Origin of the sequence: Halapricum sp. CBA1109 (assembly GCF_009741825.1) — an archaeon.
In the GTDB taxonomy this organism is placed as follows: domain Archaea; phylum Halobacteriota; class Halobacteria; order Halobacteriales; family Haloarculaceae; genus Halapricum.
On record NZ_WPCA01000012.1, the window covers coordinates 1 to 20,055 of the forward strand.

18 protein-coding genes and 3 pseudogenes are annotated in these 20,055 nt (G+C 65.3%); 17 read left to right on the forward strand and 4 right to left on the reverse strand.

What is annotated here, in order from left to right:
• The 4 genes and pseudogenes from GJ629_RS15970 to GJ629_RS02535 all read left to right on the forward strand — a co-directional run.
• Positions 1–326 (forward strand): annotated as a pseudogene (locus tag GJ629_RS15970) (ABC transporter ATP-binding protein); the annotation flags it as partial.
• Positions 327–792: 466 nt separating this feature from the next.
• Positions 793–1,098 (forward strand): AbrB/MazE/SpoVT family DNA-binding domain-containing protein, encoded by a 306-nt coding sequence (locus tag GJ629_RS02525; RefSeq protein ID WP_157511610.1) that lies wholly within the window; start codon positions 793–795, stop codon positions 1,096–1,098.
• On the forward strand, positions 1,095–1,508 hold the full coding sequence (locus tag GJ629_RS02530) for a PIN domain-containing protein (protein ID WP_370515761.1): 414 nt from the start codon (positions 1,095–1,097) through the stop codon (positions 1,506–1,508). The genes GJ629_RS02525 and GJ629_RS02530 overlap by 4 nt, the downstream gene beginning before the upstream one ends.
• Positions 1,509–1,547: 39 nt before the next feature.
• A complete protein-coding gene (locus GJ629_RS02535; RefSeq protein WP_157511611.1) occupies positions 1,548–2,093 on the forward strand; it encodes a hypothetical protein in 546 nt (181 codons plus the stop codon).
• A gap of 1 nt (position 2,094) precedes the next feature.
• Here GJ629_RS02535 and GJ629_RS02540 read toward each other — a convergent pair whose 3' ends face one another.
• Together GJ629_RS02540 and hmgB are read right to left on the reverse strand one after the other, a co-directional pair.
• A complete protein-coding gene (locus GJ629_RS02540) occupies positions 2,095–3,315 on the reverse strand; it encodes a hypothetical protein (RefSeq protein ID WP_157511612.1) in 1,221 nt (406 codons plus the stop codon).
• 289 nt (positions 3,316–3,604) lie between these two features.
• Entirely contained in the window at positions 3,605–4,939 is a 1,335-nt protein-coding gene (gene hmgB / locus GJ629_RS02545) for a hydroxymethylglutaryl-CoA synthase (protein WP_157511613.1), read from the reverse strand.
• Between the two features lie 104 nt (positions 4,940–5,043).
• On the opposite strand from hmgB, the gene GJ629_RS02550 reads away from it, so the two are divergent.
• The 9 genes and pseudogenes from GJ629_RS02550 (at position 5,044) to GJ629_RS02585 (ending at position 16,602) form a co-directional block, all read left to right on the forward strand.
• Complete coding sequence (locus GJ629_RS02550) at positions 5,044–6,123, forward strand: Gfo/Idh/MocA family protein (RefSeq protein ID WP_157511614.1); 1,080 nt, start codon at positions 5,044–5,046, stop codon at positions 6,121–6,123.
• 168 nt (positions 6,124–6,291) lie between these two features.
• Positions 6,292–8,484 carry an alpha-amylase family glycosyl hydrolase gene (locus GJ629_RS02555; RefSeq protein ID WP_157511615.1) on the forward strand — a complete coding sequence of 731 codons (2,193 nt, stop codon included), beginning with the start codon at positions 6,292–6,294 and terminating at the stop codon, positions 8,482–8,484.
• Entirely contained in the window at positions 8,481–10,643 is a 2,163-nt protein-coding gene (locus tag GJ629_RS02560; RefSeq protein WP_231754452.1) for a glucodextranase DOMON-like domain-containing protein, read from the forward strand. Before GJ629_RS02555 ends, GJ629_RS02560 begins: the two co-directional genes overlap by 4 nt.
• Positions 10,644–10,714: 71 nt before the next feature.
• Positions 10,715–12,724, forward strand: a complete 2,010-nt coding sequence (locus GJ629_RS16735) for a glycoside hydrolase family 97 catalytic domain-containing protein (protein ID WP_231754451.1) — start codon at positions 10,715–10,717, stop codon at positions 12,722–12,724.
• The gene (locus GJ629_RS15975; protein ID WP_370515764.1) at positions 12,679–13,926 is read left to right on the forward strand and encodes a glycoside hydrolase family 97 C-terminal domain-containing protein; all 1,248 of its coding nucleotides are present in this window, start codon (positions 12,679–12,681) and stop codon (positions 13,924–13,926) included. Before GJ629_RS16735 ends, GJ629_RS15975 begins: the two co-directional genes overlap by 46 nt.
• Positions 13,916–14,449, forward strand: coding sequence for a transcription factor (locus tag GJ629_RS02570; RefSeq protein WP_157511617.1), 534 nt, complete (start codon positions 13,916–13,918; stop codon positions 14,447–14,449). Before GJ629_RS15975 ends, GJ629_RS02570 begins: the two co-directional genes overlap by 11 nt.
• Positions 14,449–15,122: pseudogene (locus tag GJ629_RS02575) on the forward strand (DUF2110 family protein). The gene GJ629_RS02570 and the pseudogene GJ629_RS02575 overlap by 1 nt, the downstream one beginning before the upstream one ends.
• Positions 15,119–15,868, forward strand: a complete 750-nt coding sequence (locus GJ629_RS02580; protein WP_157511618.1) for a DUF5803 family protein — start codon at positions 15,119–15,121, stop codon at positions 15,866–15,868. Before GJ629_RS02575 ends, GJ629_RS02580 begins: the two are co-directional and overlap by 4 nt.
• 42 nt (positions 15,869–15,910) lie before the next feature.
• A pseudogene (locus GJ629_RS02585) lies at positions 15,911–16,602 on the forward strand (competence/damage-inducible protein A).
• 14 nt (positions 16,603–16,616) lie between these two features.
• On the opposite strand, the gene GJ629_RS17450 reads toward GJ629_RS02585, so the two are convergent.
• On the reverse strand, positions 16,617–16,745 hold the full coding sequence (locus GJ629_RS17450; RefSeq protein WP_255475197.1) for a hypothetical protein: 129 nt from the start codon (positions 16,743–16,745) through the stop codon (positions 16,617–16,619).
• A 131-nt stretch (positions 16,746–16,876) separates the two neighbouring features.
• Positions 16,877–17,224 carry a hypothetical protein gene (locus GJ629_RS02590; RefSeq protein WP_157511619.1) on the reverse strand — a complete coding sequence of 116 codons (348 nt, stop codon included), beginning with the start codon at positions 17,222–17,224 and terminating at the stop codon, positions 16,877–16,879.
• A 105-nt stretch (positions 17,225–17,329) separates the two neighbouring features.
• Here GJ629_RS02590 and GJ629_RS02595 point away from each other — a divergent pair, with 105 nt between their 5' ends.
• The 4 genes from GJ629_RS02595 (at position 17,330) to GJ629_RS02610 (ending at position 20,034) form a co-directional block, all read left to right on the forward strand.
• The gene (locus tag GJ629_RS02595; protein WP_157511620.1) at positions 17,330–18,430 is read left to right on the forward strand and encodes an ATP-NAD kinase family protein; all 1,101 of its coding nucleotides are present in this window, start codon (positions 17,330–17,332) and stop codon (positions 18,428–18,430) included.
• Between the two features lie 84 nt (positions 18,431–18,514).
• Positions 18,515–19,549 (forward strand): PhoU domain-containing protein, encoded by a 1,035-nt coding sequence (locus GJ629_RS02600; RefSeq protein ID WP_157511621.1) that lies wholly within the window; start codon positions 18,515–18,517, stop codon positions 19,547–19,549.
• A 31-nt stretch (positions 19,550–19,580) separates the two neighbouring features.
• Positions 19,581–19,772 (forward strand): hypothetical protein, encoded by a 192-nt coding sequence (locus tag GJ629_RS02605; protein ID WP_157511622.1) that lies wholly within the window; start codon positions 19,581–19,583, stop codon positions 19,770–19,772.
• A 37-nt stretch (positions 19,773–19,809) separates the two neighbouring features.
• Positions 19,810–20,034, forward strand: coding sequence for a hypothetical protein (locus GJ629_RS02610; RefSeq protein ID WP_157511623.1), 225 nt, complete (start codon positions 19,810–19,812; stop codon positions 20,032–20,034).
• Positions 20,035–20,055 lie beyond the last annotated feature (21 nt).

Genomic DNA, 20,055 nt, shown 5'->3' on the forward strand with positions numbered 1-20,055 from the left:
TCGACGAACCGTTCGCCGACCTCGACGCGACCCAGCGAGAGTGCGTCCGGTCGGTCCTCGACGAATCGGTCGCCGACGGGACGGCAGTGGTGTACGCCACGCCCGACGTCGAACGGGCCGCGACCGCCGACCGAGTGGTCCTGCTCGGCCGCGACGGGAGCGTCGCCGCTGACGGCCCGCCAGAGGCAGTGCTGACCGACAGGGAACTGCTCCGGACGCACGGCCTCGAACCGCCGCAGGTGGTCACTCTCTGTCGGAAACTCGGCGTCGAAGACCCGCCGGTCACGACCGAGGGTGCAGTGTCGCGGTTCGAAAACCTGCTGTAGGCACTTCGGAACGTGGCACGCGGCCGCCGAATCCGGCGGCCGAAAAAGGGCACGGGGAGGACCCAACCCCGCAGTCGGTGTCGGCAGGTCGCCTCAGGCGCGGTAGTCGTCGTACCAGTCGCCGTCGCTGGCGGACCAGAAGCAGAGTACTTTGTCGTCGGTGCTGTCTGAGTCGGACACTCGTGAACTCATTGTATCTACACAGAACTGCCGATCCCGTATAAGGCTACCCCTAAAACGGATTTCGAGTACTAACAGTATTAGGAGTGTATAAGGATAATTCTATTCTCCCGGTTTATCAGGTTCTATGCCGGTCTTTCAGCGGATATACGATCCGGGAAATGACGGGAATAGGTACCACGCGAAAGCGAATCCAGCCGAGATTTGCGCTTCCAACGTATCCCGAGTTACGACTGAAAGACAGCTATGACCAAAATCTCATTACAATGCCCGAGCAATTATGAATATGAGCGACCCATCAAGAGCGGACGCGACCGACCCGGAGTCCGACGAGGCGGTCACGGTGTCGGTCTCGCCCAACGGACAGGCCACGATTCCCAAAGCGTTCCGGGACAAACTCGGGATCACGTCTCCGGGACGGGTCCAGTTTCGTGAGACGGACGACGGGGAGATCGTCGTCGAGCGTGTGCCCTCCGTCGAGGAGATGCGAGGCTTCGCCGCGGAGCGTACCGACGCGTCGACGGACAAGCCCGCGAGTCAACTCCTCCGGGAACAGCGCGCCGAGGAGCGAGCGGACCGTGATCAGGCGTGACCGAGCAGGTCGTCTTCGATACCGAGCCGCTGGTCGCGTACGCGGACGACGAACCCGGGAGCGACGTCGTCGCGGCGTATCTGGACGATGTCGTGACCGGCGAGACGGACGGGCGACTGACACTCGTCAACGCGACCGAGATACGGTATATTCTGGCTCGGAAGTACGACCGGGAGACCGCGGATACGTTTCTGGACTGGCTCTGGACAATCGGTGTCGACGCGATGGGCATCGATTCGATATGGGACGGTGCCGCCGAGTACGTCATCGACCACAATCCCGCACTCGGTGATTCCTACGCCCTCGCAGCGGCGGCGACGCTCGACGCCACGCTACTCGTGGGCGGCGATCAGGAGTACAGCGACATCGGTGACGTCACCGTCGAGCGCTTCCGCGACCACGGCGTTTGAGGGCGAAGCCTCGATACACACCCGGGCGTATTCTCCGAAATGAATCCGGACGGCAAAGCAGGACTCAGCCCGCTCAGGATCCACGGCCAATGCCACGTCGGTGGAAGCTATATTAGCTCATACTCTGCAGTAGCCAACTTTACAAAACAAGTAAGCAGTTCAGGATGGACCAAAGTCCACGTAAAACTCCCGCCACAAGCACCAATGGACTCAATGAGTAACGAAACATACAGCTGTTACTTCGGATTCTCACAAGAAATCACAGACCCCACACAATTCACAGAAGGAGAACTAGTAGCAGTCGAAAGCTCAGGAGACTTCAACCACACAGGATGGGAAGACACAGCATCAAACACACCACTCAACGGCACAACCACACCAAAAACAATCTACCAAGGACTAGACAGAAATCCTCCGGTATCAGTAAATGGAAATAATCCTCCTCCTAGAAAGATAGTGACGATGGGTGACCTTTCAGTCACCGCCCCTTCCACATCAGATCCATTCGGAGACTTCCCAAGTGGTGGTTCGTCTTTTAGTTCTTCAAGTGGTGTAAAAGATCGGAGGCCAATTGCTCTTCCCTAATTTATGGGAAATCCCTGAAGGGCGCATCCTTTAATTCTTCTTTTCTTTCTTCGCCGACTGTCTCCATAATTATTGATCCACCTCTGGATTCCATATTAAATCCGAAGTGAATTTCGCCGTCTTCCTCTACAGGATCATCATAATCTACTACTTCATCAACGTAATCAACTTGCATATAGGTGCCCGCCTCATCTTCTACAAAAGCATCGGCGAACCTAGCTGACTCTTGAACGAGAGCCTTCGCATCAGGTCCAACAGTGTAAGGATTATCATTGGCATTTTTGAAGTCTAAAATTCTACTTCTCTCAGCATCTGCGTCCGCAGTGTAAATAATATCAACGTTTCCATCAGTAGGCCAAGGAAGCAAAGCATCATTTCTTCTGTTTATCATTTCGTAACCTTCATTTCCTCCAATATTACCATCCCAAATAGTTCTTACAAGTTGCTTAAACGCGTCTGTGTCTAGAACAGTTGCAGTCCTATTTGCTGAAACTTCTCTGTCTTCTCCTGGAGTCCAAGTGTCTTGAATTGTTTCTTCTGCGCCTTCAATCTCCTCCTCGTTTTCGGACAAATACGAAATAAAATCTCCTTCATCATTCTCTTGTTGTCTATGTCCACCAGGCCTATAGTTTTCTATTTTGACGGCTCCATCGTCTTCTGTTCTGAATACTTGAGTTACTTGTTGTCTTTGTCCTCCTGTGTCGAAGTGGTATGGGTTGAGGAATACTTGTTCTGTGTTGAGGCCGAGTTGGTTGTGGAGTGCTTGTCTGTATGCTGCGATTCCGTTTCTGGTTTCTACTTGTTTGCCTGCGTGGCCTGCTGTGTCTTCGAGTAGTTCGCTGGTGACTTCGAGGTTAGAGAGGTCGTGGCCGTCTTGTTCTAGGTCGCTAACGATATCGTCCCAGTTGTTGGTGATCGTTCTTTTGACAGAATCTGGAACCGAGTTCCTTTCGTGATAGACTGTTTCGAAACTTCGCATCTGGTTTGCTGGATCGTTTCCAGATTCTGTCTCTGTCGGTGTTTGTTCCGGCGGCTCTTCGGTCGTCGTCTCGGTCGGTTCGCTCGTGGTCGGTTCGGGCGTCGCCGTCTCCGGGGCCGTCGCTGGCTGGCGAGTGCTCGACGCCGGCGCGTCGGTAGTGCCGTCTTCGCCGCCGCTACTCGTACAGCCAGCCAGTAGTATCGCCCCGCCGAGGCCCGCGACCAGTTCCCGACGCGTCTGCATACTCGGGCCTTGTCGAGCAATCGTATAGTTCTACTGCCGCGAAGACACTTTGTTCGGCGTTCGTGGTTCCTCTCTTCGGTCGGAACCACCTATTCCTCCGCGGGTCGCTTTGCTCCCCGCTCCGGTTCGAGGCTCTTCGCTCCGCTCAGAGCCTCGCTACTCCTCCACGGCTCCCTCCGGTCGCCGTTCCGGTTCGAGACCCCTCACTTCGTTCGGCGTCTCGCTACTCCTCGCGGCTCCTGTCGTCGCCGCTCGGATTCAGAGGTTCTTCACTGCGTTCAGAACCTCTCTATTCCACGTACGTGTACTTCCGTTCACCCATCCGACCCCAACCGTCGAAGACGAACTCGTCTTCGGGCGTCGTGAACGCATCGACGTCGGTCGTCTCGTCGTGGTTGTGGACGTCGTGGATCTGCTCGTACTGGTCCCAACTGATGTCGTAGCGCTCGACGAGCTGGTTGTCGACGGACAGTTGGGCAATCTCCTCCTCCCAGCCGGGCTGGACCGTCTCGGTGTGGATTTCGGCCTGCGCGCCCGACCCGTACGAACAGACCAGCAGTTCGCGGTTGTCGAAGTCGAGGCCGTTCTCGCGGGCGTGTTTCAGTCCCGCGAGGCGGGCGACGTGGACCGAGCCGGTGTACCAGTTGCCGACCTGCGCGGAGATTTCGAGCGTCGGCTCGATGGCGCGGCCGTACCACTCCTGATACGTGTCGGTCTCGGTGAGTTTGTCGGTGTACTCCTTGAGGGCGTCGCGGTACGTCTCCTCGTCGTCGAACGCCTCGGGCCGGGGCTGGCGACCGATCTCCTCGGCCAGTTCCTCCTCAACATCGGTGTTGCGGGCGACGTGACGATAGCCCAGCGCCGCGGCCTTACGTACCATCCCCGGGAACGGGGTGTGGAACGGCACCAGCGCGAAGTCATCGGGGTGGGTGTCGCGCTGCATTTCGAGGTCCTCTAAGGCCTCGCGCATCCGCATCAGGTAGACCTGCATCGAGCGCTTGCCGTCGACGCTCGGGAACTGCTGGTTGGGCTTGAGGAAGTCCGTCTCGTCGGCGCTGCCGAAGCCCTGTTCGGGCTCGATAGTGACCACGTCGGGGTCCTCGTCGATGAGCATCGCCACGGCGCCGGCGCCTTGGGTCGCCTCGCCCGAATCACCGCGCTCGTAGAGAGCGGTGTCGGTGGCGATGACCAGCGCCGCGCGGTCACGGTTCTTGCCCGCGGCGATCCAGTTGACGGCGTCGTCGACGCTCTGGGTCCCGGAGATGCAGGCGAACTTCCGCTCGCCCTTGTTGGCGTGGTGGAAGTTCGTGTCGTAGACCTGTTCGAGACACCCGGCGACGTACGTCGAGACGGGTTTCGAGTGGTCGAAGGCGCTCTCGGTCGCCACGTCGATGCGGCCGATGTCCTGCGGTTGCAGGTCCCGCCGGTCCATCAGGCGCTTGGCCGCGTTTGCGGCCATCGTGACGATGTCCTCGTAGGCGTCCGGGAAGGAACTGGCGTGCAGGCCCAGTCCCTTCGTATACTTCGCCGGGTCGTCGTCTTTCTCCTCGGCGAACGTCTCCGCGAGGTCGAGTTTCAGCTTCCCTGTCCGGAACTCCACGGCGTCGATGCCTACGTCAGTCATTGTCGTCTCACCAATCGCACAACTGGGTTAAGTGTTTGTCGACTATTAGTTCGTCGATTGTCGAAATCGCGTCGCTTTTCAGGGCGGTCCGCCATCGGGACGGTATGACACAGCGAGTGATTCACGTCGGCTGTGGCGGATGGGGCGCGATGTGGTGTGGCGATTTCCTGCCGAAGAACGTCGCTGACGACAGTATCGAAGTGGTCGCGGCCGTCGACAGCGACCCCGAGGCGCTGACCAACGCCCGGGAGGGGCTGGGACTGCCCGAGAGTCGCTGTTACACCGACGCCGAGACGGCTTTCTCGTCCCACGACGCCGATTTTACGACGATAGTGGTCCCGCCGGCGGCCCGAAAACCGCTGGTCGAGTCGGCGCTTGCACACGGGCTTGACCTCCTGACCGAGAAGCCCATCGCGCCGACGCTAACCGAGGCCGTCGAGATAGCCGAGATGGTCGAGGCCGCGGGCGCGAAGATGGCCGTGACGATGAGCCACCGGTTCGACCGGGACAAGACGACCCTGCGGCGGCGGCTCCGGTCGCCCGCCGACGGACCGCTTGATTACCTCGTGATGCGGTTCACCCAGCGCTACCGCCAGCGTGACGAGTGGGTCGCCGGCCGACCGTACGAGATGGACCACCCCCTGCTCGTCGAGGGCGGGGTCCACCACCTCGACATCCTCGCGTCGCTGGCGGGCGCACCGTGTGAGCGCCTGTACGCCCGGACGTGGAACCCAGACCACAGCGAGTTCGCCGGCGACGCACAGGCGCTGGTGACGATGACTTTCGAGAACGGCGTCGAGGCCACCTACGAGGGGGCGACGACCAACGCCGTCGCGCTCAACGGCTGGGAGAACGAGTACGTCCGCGCGGAGTGTCGGGACGCCACGCTGGAACTCGACGCCCGGGAGTTGACTCGCTATCCTTACGACCCCGACGCCGCCCCGCGACACAACGCCAGCGGCCCGCCCGAGGGGGAGTCACTGGCGCTCGACTCTGGCGAGAAGTGGACGAACGCGTGGCTGATCGAGCAGTTCTGTGACTGGGTCGACGGCGGCGAACGGATGGCCACCCACGTCGAGGCCAACCTCCAGTCGATGGCGCTCATCGAGGCGGCGATGGTCTCAAGCGAACGCGGGCAACCGGTGGCCGTGCAGGAACTGCTGGCCGACGCACGGACCCAGTGAGAAGGGCCGAAATCCGTCCGTAGCGACCCTAACTAGCCAGCCAGTCAGTATATATTACCCGTTGTAATCCCGACTGAGACGCCGTGTACCGGATGATTTTTAGGGGCGGGATTTCTGCGGTCACGGAAGTGGTGACCGACAGCGGACACCACGGGACGGAGTTTCCCCATGCAACGACGCACATACCTCTCCGGTCTCGCCGGGATTCCGGCTCTCGGCAGTCTCGGCGGCGACGTACAGGCACTCACAACGGCGCGGACCCACGGCGACAGCCACCACCCCGGTCCGCCGCGGTTTATGCGTGCGGACGAGAGACTCGTCGACCCGCTGACGGTCGACTACCGCCGCGGCGGCGGCCCGGACGGCCGCAACACCCTCGCGCCGCAGGTCCCCGACCCGGAGCGGGATCCTGAGAACTACGCCGACGACGCCTTCCAGTGGCGCGTCGCGGAGACGCCCGCCGACAGCGACGTCGACGGCTTCTACGAGAGCCCCGACGAGTACGACTACGAGGGCGACAACGTCGCGGAGTTTGACCCCGACGTTCCCGGCGTCTACACCCTCGAACTTGACGCGCCGGACGGGACCCACGAACTGACCGTCAGAGCCTTCCCGGAACCGCCCGAGAGCGCCGGCGGACGGCCGCGTGTGAACCCCCGCGGCGAGTACGACGCCGACAGCGGGACGTTCACCGTCGAGGCGAACCCGGCAAGCGCCCCGGACAGCGCGCTGTCGAGCGCCGACCTCGACGTGGAGTTCTACGTCGACGACCGCGACGCACTGGAGGAGTCCGCGCTTTCGGTCGACGGCGCGACGGCCACCGTCGACGCGGCCGACCTCGACGAACGGGCGCACGTCTACGCCGTCGCTTCGGGCGAGCGCCACAGCGTCTCGCAGATGGTCGCCTTGGACCCCGAGGACGGCGTCGACCACGTCGACCAGCCCCCGGAGTGGATAGAGAACGCCACGATGTACGAGATATTCGTCCGGTCGTTCGGCTCTGAACCGGGCGAGGTCGACTTCCAGTACCTCGCGGACAACCTCGACTACGTCGAGTCGCTGGGTATCGACGTCATCTGGCTGACGCCCATCGTCGAGGCCGCGAGCCACCGCGAGGACCGCGCCGGCGGCCCTCACGGCTACGACACGATCAACTACTTCGACACCGCCGACGCCCTCGGGTCGATGGCTGACTTCGAGGCGTTCGTCGACGCCTGTCACGAGCGGGACATCCGGGTCTGTTTCGACCTCGTCATCAACCACGTCGACATCACCCACCCCTTCTTCGAGGACACCGAAACCAACCTCCAGGGATCGAAATACTTCAACTGGTTCGAGCGCACCGCCGACGGGTCGCCGAACAACTACTTCGGGTGGGACACGCTGATGAACATCAACTACCAGAACGTGGCCCTGCGTGAGCACATCCTCGCGGCGGCGGACTTCTGGTCACAGCGCGTCGACGGCTTCCGGTGTGACATCGCCTACGGCGTCGCCCACGACTTCTGGAAGGAGGTCCGGGAAGTCGTCGTCGGCAACGACGCCGACTTCTTCTTGCTCGACGAGACCATCCCGTATCAGGCCGGCTTCGCCGAGCAGGAGTTCGACATTCACTTCGACAACGAACTCCACAGCGCGCTGGTCGAAGTCGGACGGGGCGGCGTCGACGCCACCGCGATACTCGACGCCGTCGAACAGCGCCGAATCGAGGGCGTCCCGGACGGGCAGGTGTTCCTCCAGTACATCGAGAACCACGACACCCGGCGGTACCTAGACGACAACAGCCTCGCCGCCGAGAAGGCCGCGGCCGCGGCGACGTTCACGCTCCCCGGCATCCCGATGGTCTACTACGGGGCCGAACGCGCCATCGCCGACTACGCCGACCCGCGACTCGACGAGAAGGGACACTTCCGCTCGTTCATGAACTGGGAGGAGTACGACGAGGACCACCTCGCGTTCTACCGGGCGCTTGGCGAGGCCCGCGAGGAGATAGACGCCCTCCAGTTCGACGCCGACCTCGTGGGCGCGTACTTTGAGGCCGACGACGAACAGGTCCTCGCGTTCGGCCGCGACGCCGGCGACCAGACGGTCGTCGTCGTGCTCAACTTCGCCGAGGAGTCCAAACGCGTCGACCTCAGGGGGCCGGTCGGGACGACCGACCTGATATCTGGGTCCGACGTGGGCGTCGACGCCGACGGCGAGACGACGACCGTCGACGTCGACGCCGTCGCGGTGCTCGAGACGCCGTCGCTGTCGGGACTGGGCACCCACGTCGCTGGCGTCACGGACGAAGTCGGCGACGACACGGGCGCGGGCGACGCCGCCTACCCCGAGGGCGTCGCGACGGCGCGCTGGACCTGACCGGCTTCGACCTCTACGAGACGGCCGAGGAGTACCAGCTACGGGTGACCGTCGACGGCCCGATAGAGAACAGCACCGGCCTCGCCGGCGGGTTCGGCGACCAGCACATTCAGGTGTACCTCCGTGATCCGACCGACGCCGGCGGGTCGGCCGCGGCGCGGGAGGGCGTCGGCGCCGACCTGACCGAACCCTACCAGTACCGCGTCGTCGGCGACGGCGAGAACGGGGCGCGCGTCGAGACGGCCGACGGCGCGTTCGTCGCCGAGGGGTCGGTGTTCGCCAGTCCCTCGACGCACTCCGTCCGACTCGACGTGCCCAAGACGGCGGTGCCGGACGATTTGGCGGAGAAGCAACTGGCCGTGGCGATGGCCGGCTACGACTCCGAGCAACCGGGCAACGTGGCGCAAGTCGCCGACGACGGCCCGCAGGTGCTCGACGTACTGACGCCGGAGGGCATCGGAAACGCGGACGCCCTCGGCGGCGACAGTCCCGCCATCCCGTACGTCACGCTCGGGAACCCGCTGAGCGGCGAACTGGTCGAACGCTTCGAGGACGCGACCGGCGACGACCACGGCCCGGGAAGCTACACCTACCCGACCGGCGACGACTTCGAGGAGGGGAGCCTCGACGTAGAATCCGTCGCCGTCTACGACGAGGGCGACCGCTACCGCTTCGACTTTGCGATGGCCGAGCCCCTGAGGAACCCGCTCGACGGCGATTACGGGTTCTCGCTCCAGCACTGTCAGGTGTACGTCGCCACGCCTGACGGTGAGGGCCCGACGGCGACTGCGGGCCGGGAGGGCACCAACGCCGCCTTCGCCGACCCCTATGACTACCGCGTCGTCGTCTCCGGGTTCGAGGGCGAGAGTGTCGTCGAGGCCGGTGACGGGTCCGTCGTCTCCGAGGACGTTCGGGTCGCGGCCTACCGGGGGATGAACACTATCACCGCCTCCGTCCCGAAATCGGCCGTCGGCGGCACCATCGGCAACGGGTCGATAGCGCCGTTGGTGTTCGGCTACGACGCCGAGGGCCCCGGAGCGGTCCGGCAGGTGGCCGCCGAGGCCGACGAGACGACCTTCGGCGGCGGCAGCGACGGGACCGACCCGGCGGTCGTCGACATGGTCGTCCCCGAGGGCGGCGACCAGTCGGCGCTGCTGGAAGACGGGGACGCGCTCCCGTACCTCTCGCTCGCGGGGTTCTCGGGCGACCTGATCGATAGCTGGGACGACCCGACCGGCGACGACCACGGCCCGGGAAGCTACACCTACCCCGGTAGCGAGGAGATTCCGGACGGGGCCTACGACATCACTCGTGTCGAACTGTACGCCACCGCCGACGACTACCGATTCGTCTACTACCTCAACGGTGCCATCGAGAACCCGTGGAGCTCCGAGTTGGGCTTCTCGGTCCACAACCTCCAGGTGTACATCCGCGACCCGGCGGCGACGGACGCGCCGACGGCGACGGCCGCCCGCGAGGGCGTCCGGGCGAACTTCGCCGACCCGTACCACTACCGCCTGATGGTCAACGGCTTCGAGATTCAGGCGCTGGAGGCGGCCGACGGCTCGGTCGTCTCACAGGAGGTCGACGCGGAGGGCCACGCGGACCTGAACGCCATCGCCGTCGAGTTCCCCGCCGACGCGATGGCCGGCGACGTGCGCGACGCCGAGATAGCGCCGCTGATTCTCGGCCACGACTCCTACGGCCCGGGACTGACCCGGGAGATAGCCGCCGAGAGCGCCGGGTGGACCTTCGGCGGCGGCCGCGACGACGAGATGAACCACCACGTCGTCGACGCCATCACACCCGAGGGCGTCCCCCAGTCCGAGGCCCTTGCCTACACCGCCGACGAACGCGCGTCGATACCGTTCGTCCCCGTCGCCGCCGAGGACGGCGAGGGCGAAGGCGAAACCGGAGACGGAGAGGGCGACGACGGCGACGGGAGTGGTGACGACGACGGAGACCGGAACGACGAGGGAACGCAGACGGAGACGACGACCGACGGCGGCGCGACGACCGACGACGAGGGTGCCGAGACCACCGCGGGCGACGGGCCCGGATTCGGGACGGTCACAGGCGTCCTCGGCACCGCCGGCGGGGCGGCGTACGCGGCCCGGCGAGTGCTGGACGACGAGGACCGCGAGGAGACCGAAGAGTGAAGCCCGTGCCGCGAGGAGCGTCTTAGACACGACCGCGCGTCGCTACCGCGGCGGCGCGGACACCTACCACTATGGACCACAACACACCATCGACACCGGACATCGGCCGCCGGGGGTATCTCGGCGGGCTGTCGTCGCTCGCGGCGGCAGCAGCGTACTCGCTGACAGTACCGCCCGCGGCGGCGGCACAGGTCACCGACGGCCACGACGACCCCGTCCAGACGGTCACGTCGCCGGACGGGGCGATCACCGTCACCCTCGACGTCGAGGACGGCACGCCGACCTACAGCGTCGAACGCGACGGGACGACGCTGGTCGGCGACTCCGAACTCGGCTTCGAGTTCCAGAACCAGCCCTCGCTGGACGGCGGCCTCACGGTCACCGGCAGCGAGTCCGAGACGGTCGACGAGACGTGGACGCCGGTCTGGGACCAGTACGACGAGATCAGGGACAACCACGTCGAGCGACGGGTCGGCCTCGAAGAGGAGACAGACCCCGGCCGCGCGCTGACGGTCGTGATCCGCGTCTTCGACGACGGCATCGCCTTCCGGTACGTCTTCCCCGAGGACAGCGGCTTCGGCGAGTTCGTCGTCACGAGCGAGCGGACGCAGTTCGCCGTCGACGGCGATCCGACCTCGTGGTGGATCGAACACGACTTCGACAGCTACGAGTACGAGTACAAGGAGACGCCGCTGAGCGACCTCGGCGGGAGCAGTCCGACGGGCGGCGCGCACACGCCGATCACGATGCGGACCGACGACGGCAACTATATGAGCCTCCACGAGGCCGAACTGGTCGACTACGCCTCGATGGGCGTCGTCCCCGAAGACGGCGGCACGACGCTCACGACCGACCTCGCGCCGCTTCCCGACGGGACGAAGGTGACCGCCTCGGCACCCCACCGGACGCCGTGGCGGACCCTCCAGATAACCGACCGAGCGGGCGGGCTGATCGAGTCCAGCCTGATCGTCAACTGCAACGAGCCCAGAGACCCCGAGGACTTCCCGCAGGGTGTCGACTGGATCACACCCCAGAAGTACGTCGGCATCTGGTGGCTGATGATCACCGAGCGGGCGACGTGGCAGTACTACGGCCCCGACAGCGGCAACCACGGCGCACAGACCGCGCGGATGAAACAATACATGGAGTTCGCCAGCGAGCACGGCATCGACAGCGTCCTCGTCGAGGGCTGGAACGAGGGCTGGGACTCCTATCCCGGCTCGGGCGATACGATGGACTTCGACCAGACCTACGGCGACTTCGACATCGAGGAAGTCACCGAGTTCGGGGCGAGCCTCGACCCGCCCGTCGAGATGACCGCCCACAACGAGACGGCGGGTAACACCACGAACTACGAGTCCCAGTTGACCGACGGCGACAGCGCCTTTGCCTACTACGACGACCTGGGCATCCACTCGATCAAGACCGGCTACGTCGCCGACAACGGTGTCAGCGTCGACGACGTGACCCACAACCACCACTGTCAACCGCTGGTGAACCACCACCACCTCGTCTACCGCGAGGCGGCCGCGAACCGCCAGATGCTCAACGTCCACGAACCGGTCAAACCGACCGGCGAGCGCCGTCGGTTCCCCAACGTGATGACCAAGGAGGGTGTCCGCGGGCAGGAGTACGACTCCTTCGGCGGCATCGACCCGAGCCACCACGTCACCTTCCCGTTCACGCGGATGGTCGCCGGTCCCGTCGAGTACACGCCCGGCATCTTCGATATGGATTCGGGCAGCGGCGGCATCGAGACCACCCGCGCCAAGCAACTGGCGATGTACCCCACCTACCTCAGCGGCCTCCAGATGGCCGCCGACGTGGTCGCGTCCTACCTCGACGACAGCGACGACAGCGTCGCCCTCGGCCAGGTGACTCAGGCCGAGTTCGGCGAGCGCTCGGACGTCGGCACCGGCGCGCGGTGGGCCAACGCACAGGCCGCCGGCTACGTCTCTTCGACCCGGCACAGACCAGCGACGGGTCCAGCGTCTCGTTCACCGCGACGGACGTCCCCGAGAGCGGCGAGTACGATATCCACGTCCGGTACTCGCGGGAGACGCCGGGCGAGGGGTCGCTGACGCTCGAGACCGACGAGACGACGACCACGATGGGGTTCCCGACGACCGAACGGTGGGACACGTGGGAGTCGACCAGCGAGACGGTGACGCTCCCGGCCGGCGAGAGCACCGTCACGCTGCGGCAAACGCCCGAGGACGGCGGCGGCGCGTACCTCGACGCCGTCGCCATCACCGACCCCGGCGACCCGATGCCCGACCCGCCGGAGTCGCCTATCCGCGAACCAGCCGACCCGGCCTTCCAGTTCGTCGAGGACGTGCCAGCGGCCGGGTGGGACGACACCGTCGTCGTCGACGCTGAAATCGGCGAGTACACCGTGACGGCCCGCCGGAAGGGCGAGGAGTGGTTCCTCGGCGCGATGACCGGCGACACGGGCCGGGCGCTAGAGATTCCGCTGTCGTTCCTCGACGGCGAGTACGTCGCCGAGATGTACAGCGACGGCCCCGACGCCGAGTGGGACACGAACCTGACGGACGTGACTGTCGAAGAGGTCATCGTCGACGAGTCGACGACGCTGTCGGCGTCGATGGTGACCAGCGGCGGGATGGCCGTCCGGTTCCGGCCGCCCGAGGACGGCGAGGCGGACTCGCTGCCGGCCTACGAGGGCCCGAACCAGTCCGTCAGCGTCTCGCTGTCCTCGGCGGTTGGCTTCGGCGAACCGTTCGTCTCGGTCACGGGCGAGAACACGGGTAGTACCGTCGGCGGGACGCTGCTGGAAGTCGTCGTCGACGGCGAGGTATCCGCGACCGAACTGGTCCGCATCCCGGCAGGCGAGTCGGACTACTCGGGGATGCTGTCGGCGTCCATTGGCGGCGGCGGCGAGTACGACGTCGTCGTCCGGGGCGCGACGGCGAGACGCTGGCGGAGGGGACGGTCACCGTCAGCGCCGACGCCGGGTCCGGCGGGACGACGACCGAATCCAATACCGCCAGCGGGTTCGGGCCCGGATTCACCGGTCTCTCGGGGCTGTTGGGCGTCGCCGGCGGGACGGCCTACGCGCTCCGCCGACGCCTCGCCGAGGCGGACGGCGAGGACTGATACTGTTTGTTGTAGCTGTCTACCGGTTCGACCGCACGAATGCGGGCGGTCGATACCGAAACGACCTACAAGAAACAGTATGGGACGCGGCGGGCACGCCCCACCGGGGCGCAAAGCTAAAGACTTAACCGAACGACGGGCGCAGGTACGCACAAATGGCTTTTGAGGATCTACTGGAGGACCCCGTCATACAGAAGTACCTCCACGAACTCGTCGGCCCGAAGGGGATGCCCGTCGCGGCGGCGCCGCCGGACGGCGAAGTGACCGACGAGGAACTGGCCGAGGAACTCGGACTCGAACTCAACGACGTCCGCCGGGCGCTGTTCATCCTCTACGAGAACGACCTGGCGAGTTACCGACGGCTCCGGGACGAGGACTCGGGATGGTTGACCTACCTCTGGACCTTCGAGTACCAGAACATCCCCGAGCAACTCGAAGAGGAGATGGAGCGCCTGTTGGAGGCCCTCGACGAGCGCCGGCGCTACGAACTCGACCACGAGTTCTACCTCTGTGAGCACTGTGGCATCCGCTTCGAGTTCGGCGAGGCGATGGAGTTCGGCTTCGAGTGCCCCGACTGTGGCAACCAGATGGAGTCGATGGAGAACACCGCGCTCGTCGACGCGATGGACGAGCGAATCGACGACCTGAGCGACGAACTCAACGTCGACATCGACGAACTGGAGGCCTGATGGTCGTACTCGCGACCAAGTGCTACGTGCAGGGCGACGCTCGCGAGCGGTCGCTCGACTCGCTGCGGTCGCTCGTCGGCAACAGCATCGGCGAACTCGACGTCGAGTTTTCCGTCGGCATCCGGGACGACGACTTCCCGTCGGTGACCGTCGAGGGCCCCGACGCCGTCGCCGCGCGGAACGTCCTCCGGGAGGAGTTCGGCGAGATAACCGCCCACCGCGAGGACGGCGACGTGTGCTACGGGACCCTCGAATCGTGGGACGACGACGGGTTCACGCTCGACGCGGGCGAACCGGTCCGCATCCCGGCCGACAACATCGGCCTCGGACAGGGGACCCCCGAGCAGATTCGGACGCGCTTCGGCCTCGTCCAGCACCTGCCGCTGCGGTTCGTCGAGGAAGACGGCGAAGCCCGACTGGCGACGCGGAGCGTGACCGACTGTACGACTGGCGGCGGGGCGACGGCCCGGGTCGTGTCAACGTCAACAGCGCGACCAGAGCGGAGGTCCGCGCGACGGTCAACCGCGCCGGCCACGCACAGGACATCGTCACCGTCGAACGCCTCGGGTTGCTGGAGCAGTCCATCGTCTGCGGCGAGGGGACGGACCCGCCGGGACTGGTCGCCAGTATCGGAACGTATCTGTCCGCGGAGCTACTAGCCGTCGTCAAATGAACCGGAGGCTGTGGGCGACGCTCGCCGTCGTGGCGCTGATCGGTATCACTGGCTGTCTCGGCGGCGGCCCCTCGGAGGAGGACTTGGGCGAGAACGCGACCTACGACTGGGAGACGAACGCGAACGTCTCGATAAACGTCACCGACGACCGGTATCAGGCCGTCTACAACGTCACCAACCAGACGCGGATGGACGTCTACCGCGAGGACGCGCTGGGGAGCCGTGAACCGCTTGAGATCCGAGCGATACAGTTCCGCTACACCAACGGCACGGTCGTCAACGCCTCGGCGTTCAACGTCAGTTCCAACAACGAACGGACCCGGTTGGGACTGCCGGCCGAACGGGGACAACTCGCGTTCACCGTCCAACAGGACAACAAGGAAGTGCTCGTACAGACCTTCCGGAAGGGGTCGTACAACGTGACGCTCCCGGAGGGCACCGGCGTCGGCATCCCGCTTTTGGCGCGGGTGAGCCCCGGTGGCTTCAACGAGACGACCGTCGACGGCCGGACCCGCCTCCAGTGGAACGACGTCCAGTCGGACACGCTGGTCGTCCAGTACTACCTCGACCGTGACCTGCTGATATTCGGCGGCCTGTTCGCCATCGGTCTCACCGCCGCTATCGGCGGCAGTCTCTACTACTACCGGCAGATTCGGACGCTGCGGCGCAAGCGCGAGGACGTGGACGCAGACGTCGACATCGACATCGAGGACGACGACAGCGGCCCCCCGCCGGGGATGGGATGACGCGAGCGCCACGGTTTTGAGGTGAGACCGCCAACGAGAGGTATGCGCCTCGCGCTGGTCACCGTCGGCGACGAACTCCTCTCGGGCGACACGGTCAACACGAACGCGGCGTGGCTCGCGGCGGAACTGACCGACCGCGGCGTCTCCGTCGAACGGGTCACCGTGGTTCCCGACCGGGCGAGCGACATCGCACAGGTCGTCAACGAGTACCACGCCGAGTACGACGGCGTCGTCGTCACCGGCGGCATCGGGCCGACTCACGACGACATCACGATGGAGGCCGTCGCCGCGGCGTTCGGACAGGACCTAGAGACGAGCGAGGCGGCGCTGCAGTACATCGAAGAGCACGGCGGCTACGCCCGCGAGGACCTCACCGACGGGACGGCCGACATTCCGGCTGGCGCGACGTTCATTCCGAACCCCGTCGGCGTCGCGCCGGGGGCACACATCGGGACGTGTACGTCCTCCCGGGCGTCCCCGAGGAGATGAAAGGGATGTTCGAGGAGATAGCCGACGACTTCGCGGGCGAACGGGACCACGTCCGAATCGTCCGGGCCGCCGAACCCGAGAGTGCGCTGCTCGACCGCATCGAGGCGCTCCGGGCGGCGTTCGACGTGACCGTCGGCTGTTACCCCGGCGACCACGTCCGGGTCAAGCTATCGGGCACCGACGAGGCGGTTGTCGAGGACGCCGCGGCGTGGCTCAGCGAGCGGGTCGACCCGGTCGAGGAGTGAGTCTCGGCCGACAATCAGTCGCGGTAGAGACCGGCCAACCACGCCAGCGTCAGCGCGATGCTGCCCACCGTGACGACGGCCCCGACGGCGTTGATCACTGCTCCGTTCACTGTCGCGGTCGACTCCGCGAGTGGCACCAACATACACGCCCGTTCCGGCGCGCTCCTCAAAAGTGAGTCGGTCGACCGGCCTCATAGTGTTTCTTGTAGCTGTGGACCGGCGCGACTGCCCGGACTCGGGCGGTCGATACCGAAATGACCTACAAGAAACACTATCAGTCGGCGGCCGCGCGGGCCAGTTTGCGGTCCTCGCCCTTCTCGGCGAGCAGGGACGCGTACTCCTCGCGGACGGCCTCGTCGCCGGCCAGCGAGAGCGCGCGCTCGTAGTGGCGGGCGGCGCTCTCGACGTAGGACTGCTCGGCGAGCAACGCCGCGTACTCCCGGTGGGCCGTCGCGTTCTCCGGGTCGGCCTCGACGACGGCGCTGTAGTGGTGGGCGGCCCGGAGCGGTTCGCCGGCCGTGGCGAGTTCGCGGGCCAGCGCGAGTCTGTCGGTCGTACTGTCGGTGCGTCTCTCGTCGTCGCCGCGCGCCCCACCCCGGAGCTTCGCGACGAACGTGAACACTGTTTCAAACATCCCCCGACGTATTTACAACGCCACCGCCGTCGGATATAAATCTCAGTCAGACGCGCGTGTGACTTTTGGGTCAGGGCCACTACCGTCGAACCGATGAGGACAATCGGCCTCGTGGTCAATCCGGTCGCGGGGATGGGCGGTCGGGTCGGCCTGAAGGGTACCGACGGGAAGGTCGCGGCGGCCCGCAAGCGGGGTGCGGAACCGCGGGCGAACGGACGCGCCACGGTCGCGCTGGAGCGTCTGGCGGCGCTCGCGCCGGACACCGAGATACGCACCGCCGCAGGCGTGATGGGCGCGGACGCGGCCCGCGAGGCGGGGTTCGACCCGACGGTGGTCACGACGCCGGCGGCCGGCCCCGACGCGTCGCTCACCGAGACCACGCCCGAGGACACGCGGGCGGCAGTCGCCGCGTTCCGGGAGGCGGGCGTCGACCTCGTGCTGTTCGTCGGTGGGGACGGGACCGCCGTGGACGTGGCCGAAGCGCTGGGCTACACCGACGAGGACAGTCCCGCGGACCCGGTCCCGATGTTCGGCGTGCCGGCGGGCGTGAAGGTGTACTCGTCGGTGTTCGGCGTGACGCCGCGGGCCGCGGGCGAGGTGGCCGCCACCTTCGAGACGACGACGGAGGGCGAGGTCAACGACATCGACGAGGACGCCTACCGCGAGGGGACCGTCCGCTCGGAACTCCGGGCAGTCGTCGCCGTTCCCCGGGCCGAACAGCGCCAATCGAGCAAGCAACTGGCCGGCGGGACCGTCGAGGCAGTCGCCGAGGGCTTCGCCGAGTCGGTGCGGCCCGGCACCACGTACGTCCTCGGTCCGGGCGGGACCCTCGGGGCCGTCGCGGACGCGATGGGCGTCGAGAAGTCGCCGCTGGGCGTCGACGTGGTGCGGGACGGCGAGGTGCTGGTCGCCGACGCCAGCGAGGCCGAGATTCTGGACGCGCTTGGCGAGGACAACGTCGTCGTCGTCTCGCCGATCGGCGGACAGGGGTTCGTCTTCGGGCGCGGGAACCCACAGCTATCGCCGGCCGTGATCCGACAGTGTGCCGTCGAGGTGGTGGCGACGCGGACCAAACTCGACGAACTGGGCGTATTACGGGTCGACACGGGCGACCCGGAACTGGACGAAAAGCTACGGGGCTGGCTCCGGGTCCGGGTCGGACGTTTCGAGCGCCGACTGATGGAAGTCGTCTGAGCGCGCTTCAATCGGGGGTAGATCATCACCTGTGACCCCACATAATTGGATACAATTAAGGTCGTCCGGCTAACCTAATACAGTATGGAAACGCGAAAGGTTCAGCGGTTGGGTCCGTCGACGCTGGCGATGACGCTCCCGGCGGAGTGGACAAGCAACCACGACGTCGAGAAAGGCGACGAAGTGTCGCTCCGTATCGGCGACAAGGGGACGCTGACGGTGCTGCCCGAGTCCGTCCAGTCCGAGGAGTCGGAAGCGATCATCCACACCGCCGATCTGGACGCCGACAGCCTCGAACGGGCCATCGTCGCCCAGTACGTCCTCGGGCGGCGGATCATCCACGTCGACGCCGGCGAGGACGCGACCCTCGACAGCGCACACATCAACGCCGTCTACAACGCCGAGACCCAACTGATGGGGCTGGGCGTCATCGAGGAGACGCCCGAGCGAATCGCCATCCGGTGTTCGGTCGATCCGGAGGACTTCACGCTTGACAACCTCATCGAGCGTCTGGAGTCGACGGGGTCGACGATGCGAAACGAGGCGGTCAAAGCGCTGGCTCACGGCAACCCCGACCTCGCACAGCGAGCGCTCAACCGCGAGCGACAGGCCAACAAGATATTCGTCCTGATGTTGCGGCTGATCTTCACCTCCTACCAGAACCCCAACCTCGCCCGCGCCGTGGGGCTGGACGACGGGTTCCCGCTGATCGGCTACCGCTCTATCGCGAAGAACCTCGAGTTGACCGCGGACAACGCCGAGGACATCGCCGAGATCGCCTTGGAGTCGGAGAACAACACGCTCGAAGTCGACTCCGCGACGATGAAACGGATCCGTGACTTCACCGATCAGGTCAACGAACTCACCGAGATGGCCGTCGAGGCGGCGGTCGAACGGGACTACAACACCGCCATCGAGGTGCGCGAGCAGTTCTCGGGCATCGGCAACCGAGTGCAGGAGATACTCGACGACCTGCCGGAGATGGACAACACCGACTTACTCGAGGTCCGCGAAGTGCTCGTCAGCCTCCAGCAGACCGCCGAGTACGCCGTTCGGAACGCCGAGATAGCGACGAACCTCGCGCTGAACGAGGAGTCCCAGCACACCACGATCCAGTAAACTTAACTGTCGAGTGGTGATACCGGCGCCTATGGCAGAGACAGCTACGGCGTCGGATATGGGCATCGGGCTCTCGATGCTGTTCGGCGCACTCGCAATCGTCGGGGCCGGGATTATGTACGTCGCGGCCGAGGACCAGATCGTCGCCGCCGGCGGGTTCGGACTGGCGGTACTTGCCGGGTCGCTCTCTATCGCGGCGCTGCACGTGTACGATTCCCATTGAACAAACGGTTTTTATTCTGCAACCCCTACGTCCGAGTATGAGCGAACTAAGCGAAGAAGACCGGCGCATCGTCGAGGACCTCCGCGAGCGCGTCGGCTCCGGCGAGAGCTACGTCCGCGCCAAGCAGATCGCCGAGCGGATCGGGCTGTCGGCAAAGCAGGTCGGCGTCCGCCTGCCGAAACTCGCCGAAAAGTCCGACGAGGTCGAGATTGAGAAGTGGGGCCGCGCGAAGTCGACGACCTGGCGTGTCACCCGGGCGTGACGTGACTTTTTTGCGCTCCGG

Bases quoted from the DNA above. Each gene is read 5' to 3' on its own strand.
- GJ629_RS02525 (WP_157511610.1), top strand. From the start codon at position 793: ATGAGCGACCCATCAAGAGCGGACGCGACCGACCCGGAGTCCGACGAG.
- GJ629_RS02535 (WP_157511611.1), top strand. From the start codon at position 1,548: ATGAATCCGGACGGCAAAGCAGGACTCAGCCCGCTCAGGATCCACGGC.
- GJ629_RS02540 (WP_157511612.1), bottom strand. From the start codon at position 3,315: ATGCAGACGCGTCGGGAACTGGTCGCGGGCCTCGGCGGGGCGATACTA.
- hmgB (WP_157511613.1), bottom strand. From the start codon at position 4,939: ATGACTGACGTAGGCATCGACGCCGTGGAGTTCCGGACAGGGAAGCTG.
- GJ629_RS02550 (WP_157511614.1), top strand. From the start codon at position 5,044: ATGACACAGCGAGTGATTCACGTCGGCTGTGGCGGATGGGGCGCGATG.
- GJ629_RS02555 (WP_157511615.1), top strand. From the start codon at position 6,292: ATGCAACGACGCACATACCTCTCCGGTCTCGCCGGGATTCCGGCTCTC.
- GJ629_RS16735 (WP_231754451.1), top strand. From the start codon at position 10,715: ATGGACCACAACACACCATCGACACCGGACATCGGCCGCCGGGGGTAT.
- GJ629_RS02570 (WP_157511617.1), top strand. From the start codon at position 13,916: ATGGCTTTTGAGGATCTACTGGAGGACCCCGTCATACAGAAGTACCTC.
- GJ629_RS02580 (WP_157511618.1), top strand. From the start codon at position 15,119: ATGAACCGGAGGCTGTGGGCGACGCTCGCCGTCGTGGCGCTGATCGGT.
- GJ629_RS17450 (WP_255475197.1), bottom strand. From the start codon at position 16,745: ATGTTGGTGCCACTCGCGGAGTCGACCGCGACAGTGAACGGAGCAGTG.
- GJ629_RS02595 (WP_157511620.1), top strand. From the start codon at position 17,330: ATGAGGACAATCGGCCTCGTGGTCAATCCGGTCGCGGGGATGGGCGGT.
- GJ629_RS02600 (WP_157511621.1), top strand. From the start codon at position 18,515: ATGGAAACGCGAAAGGTTCAGCGGTTGGGTCCGTCGACGCTGGCGATG.
- GJ629_RS02605 (WP_157511622.1), top strand. From the start codon at position 19,581: ATGGCAGAGACAGCTACGGCGTCGGATATGGGCATCGGGCTCTCGATG.
- GJ629_RS02610 (WP_157511623.1), top strand. From the start codon at position 19,810: ATGAGCGAACTAAGCGAAGAAGACCGGCGCATCGTCGAGGACCTCCGC.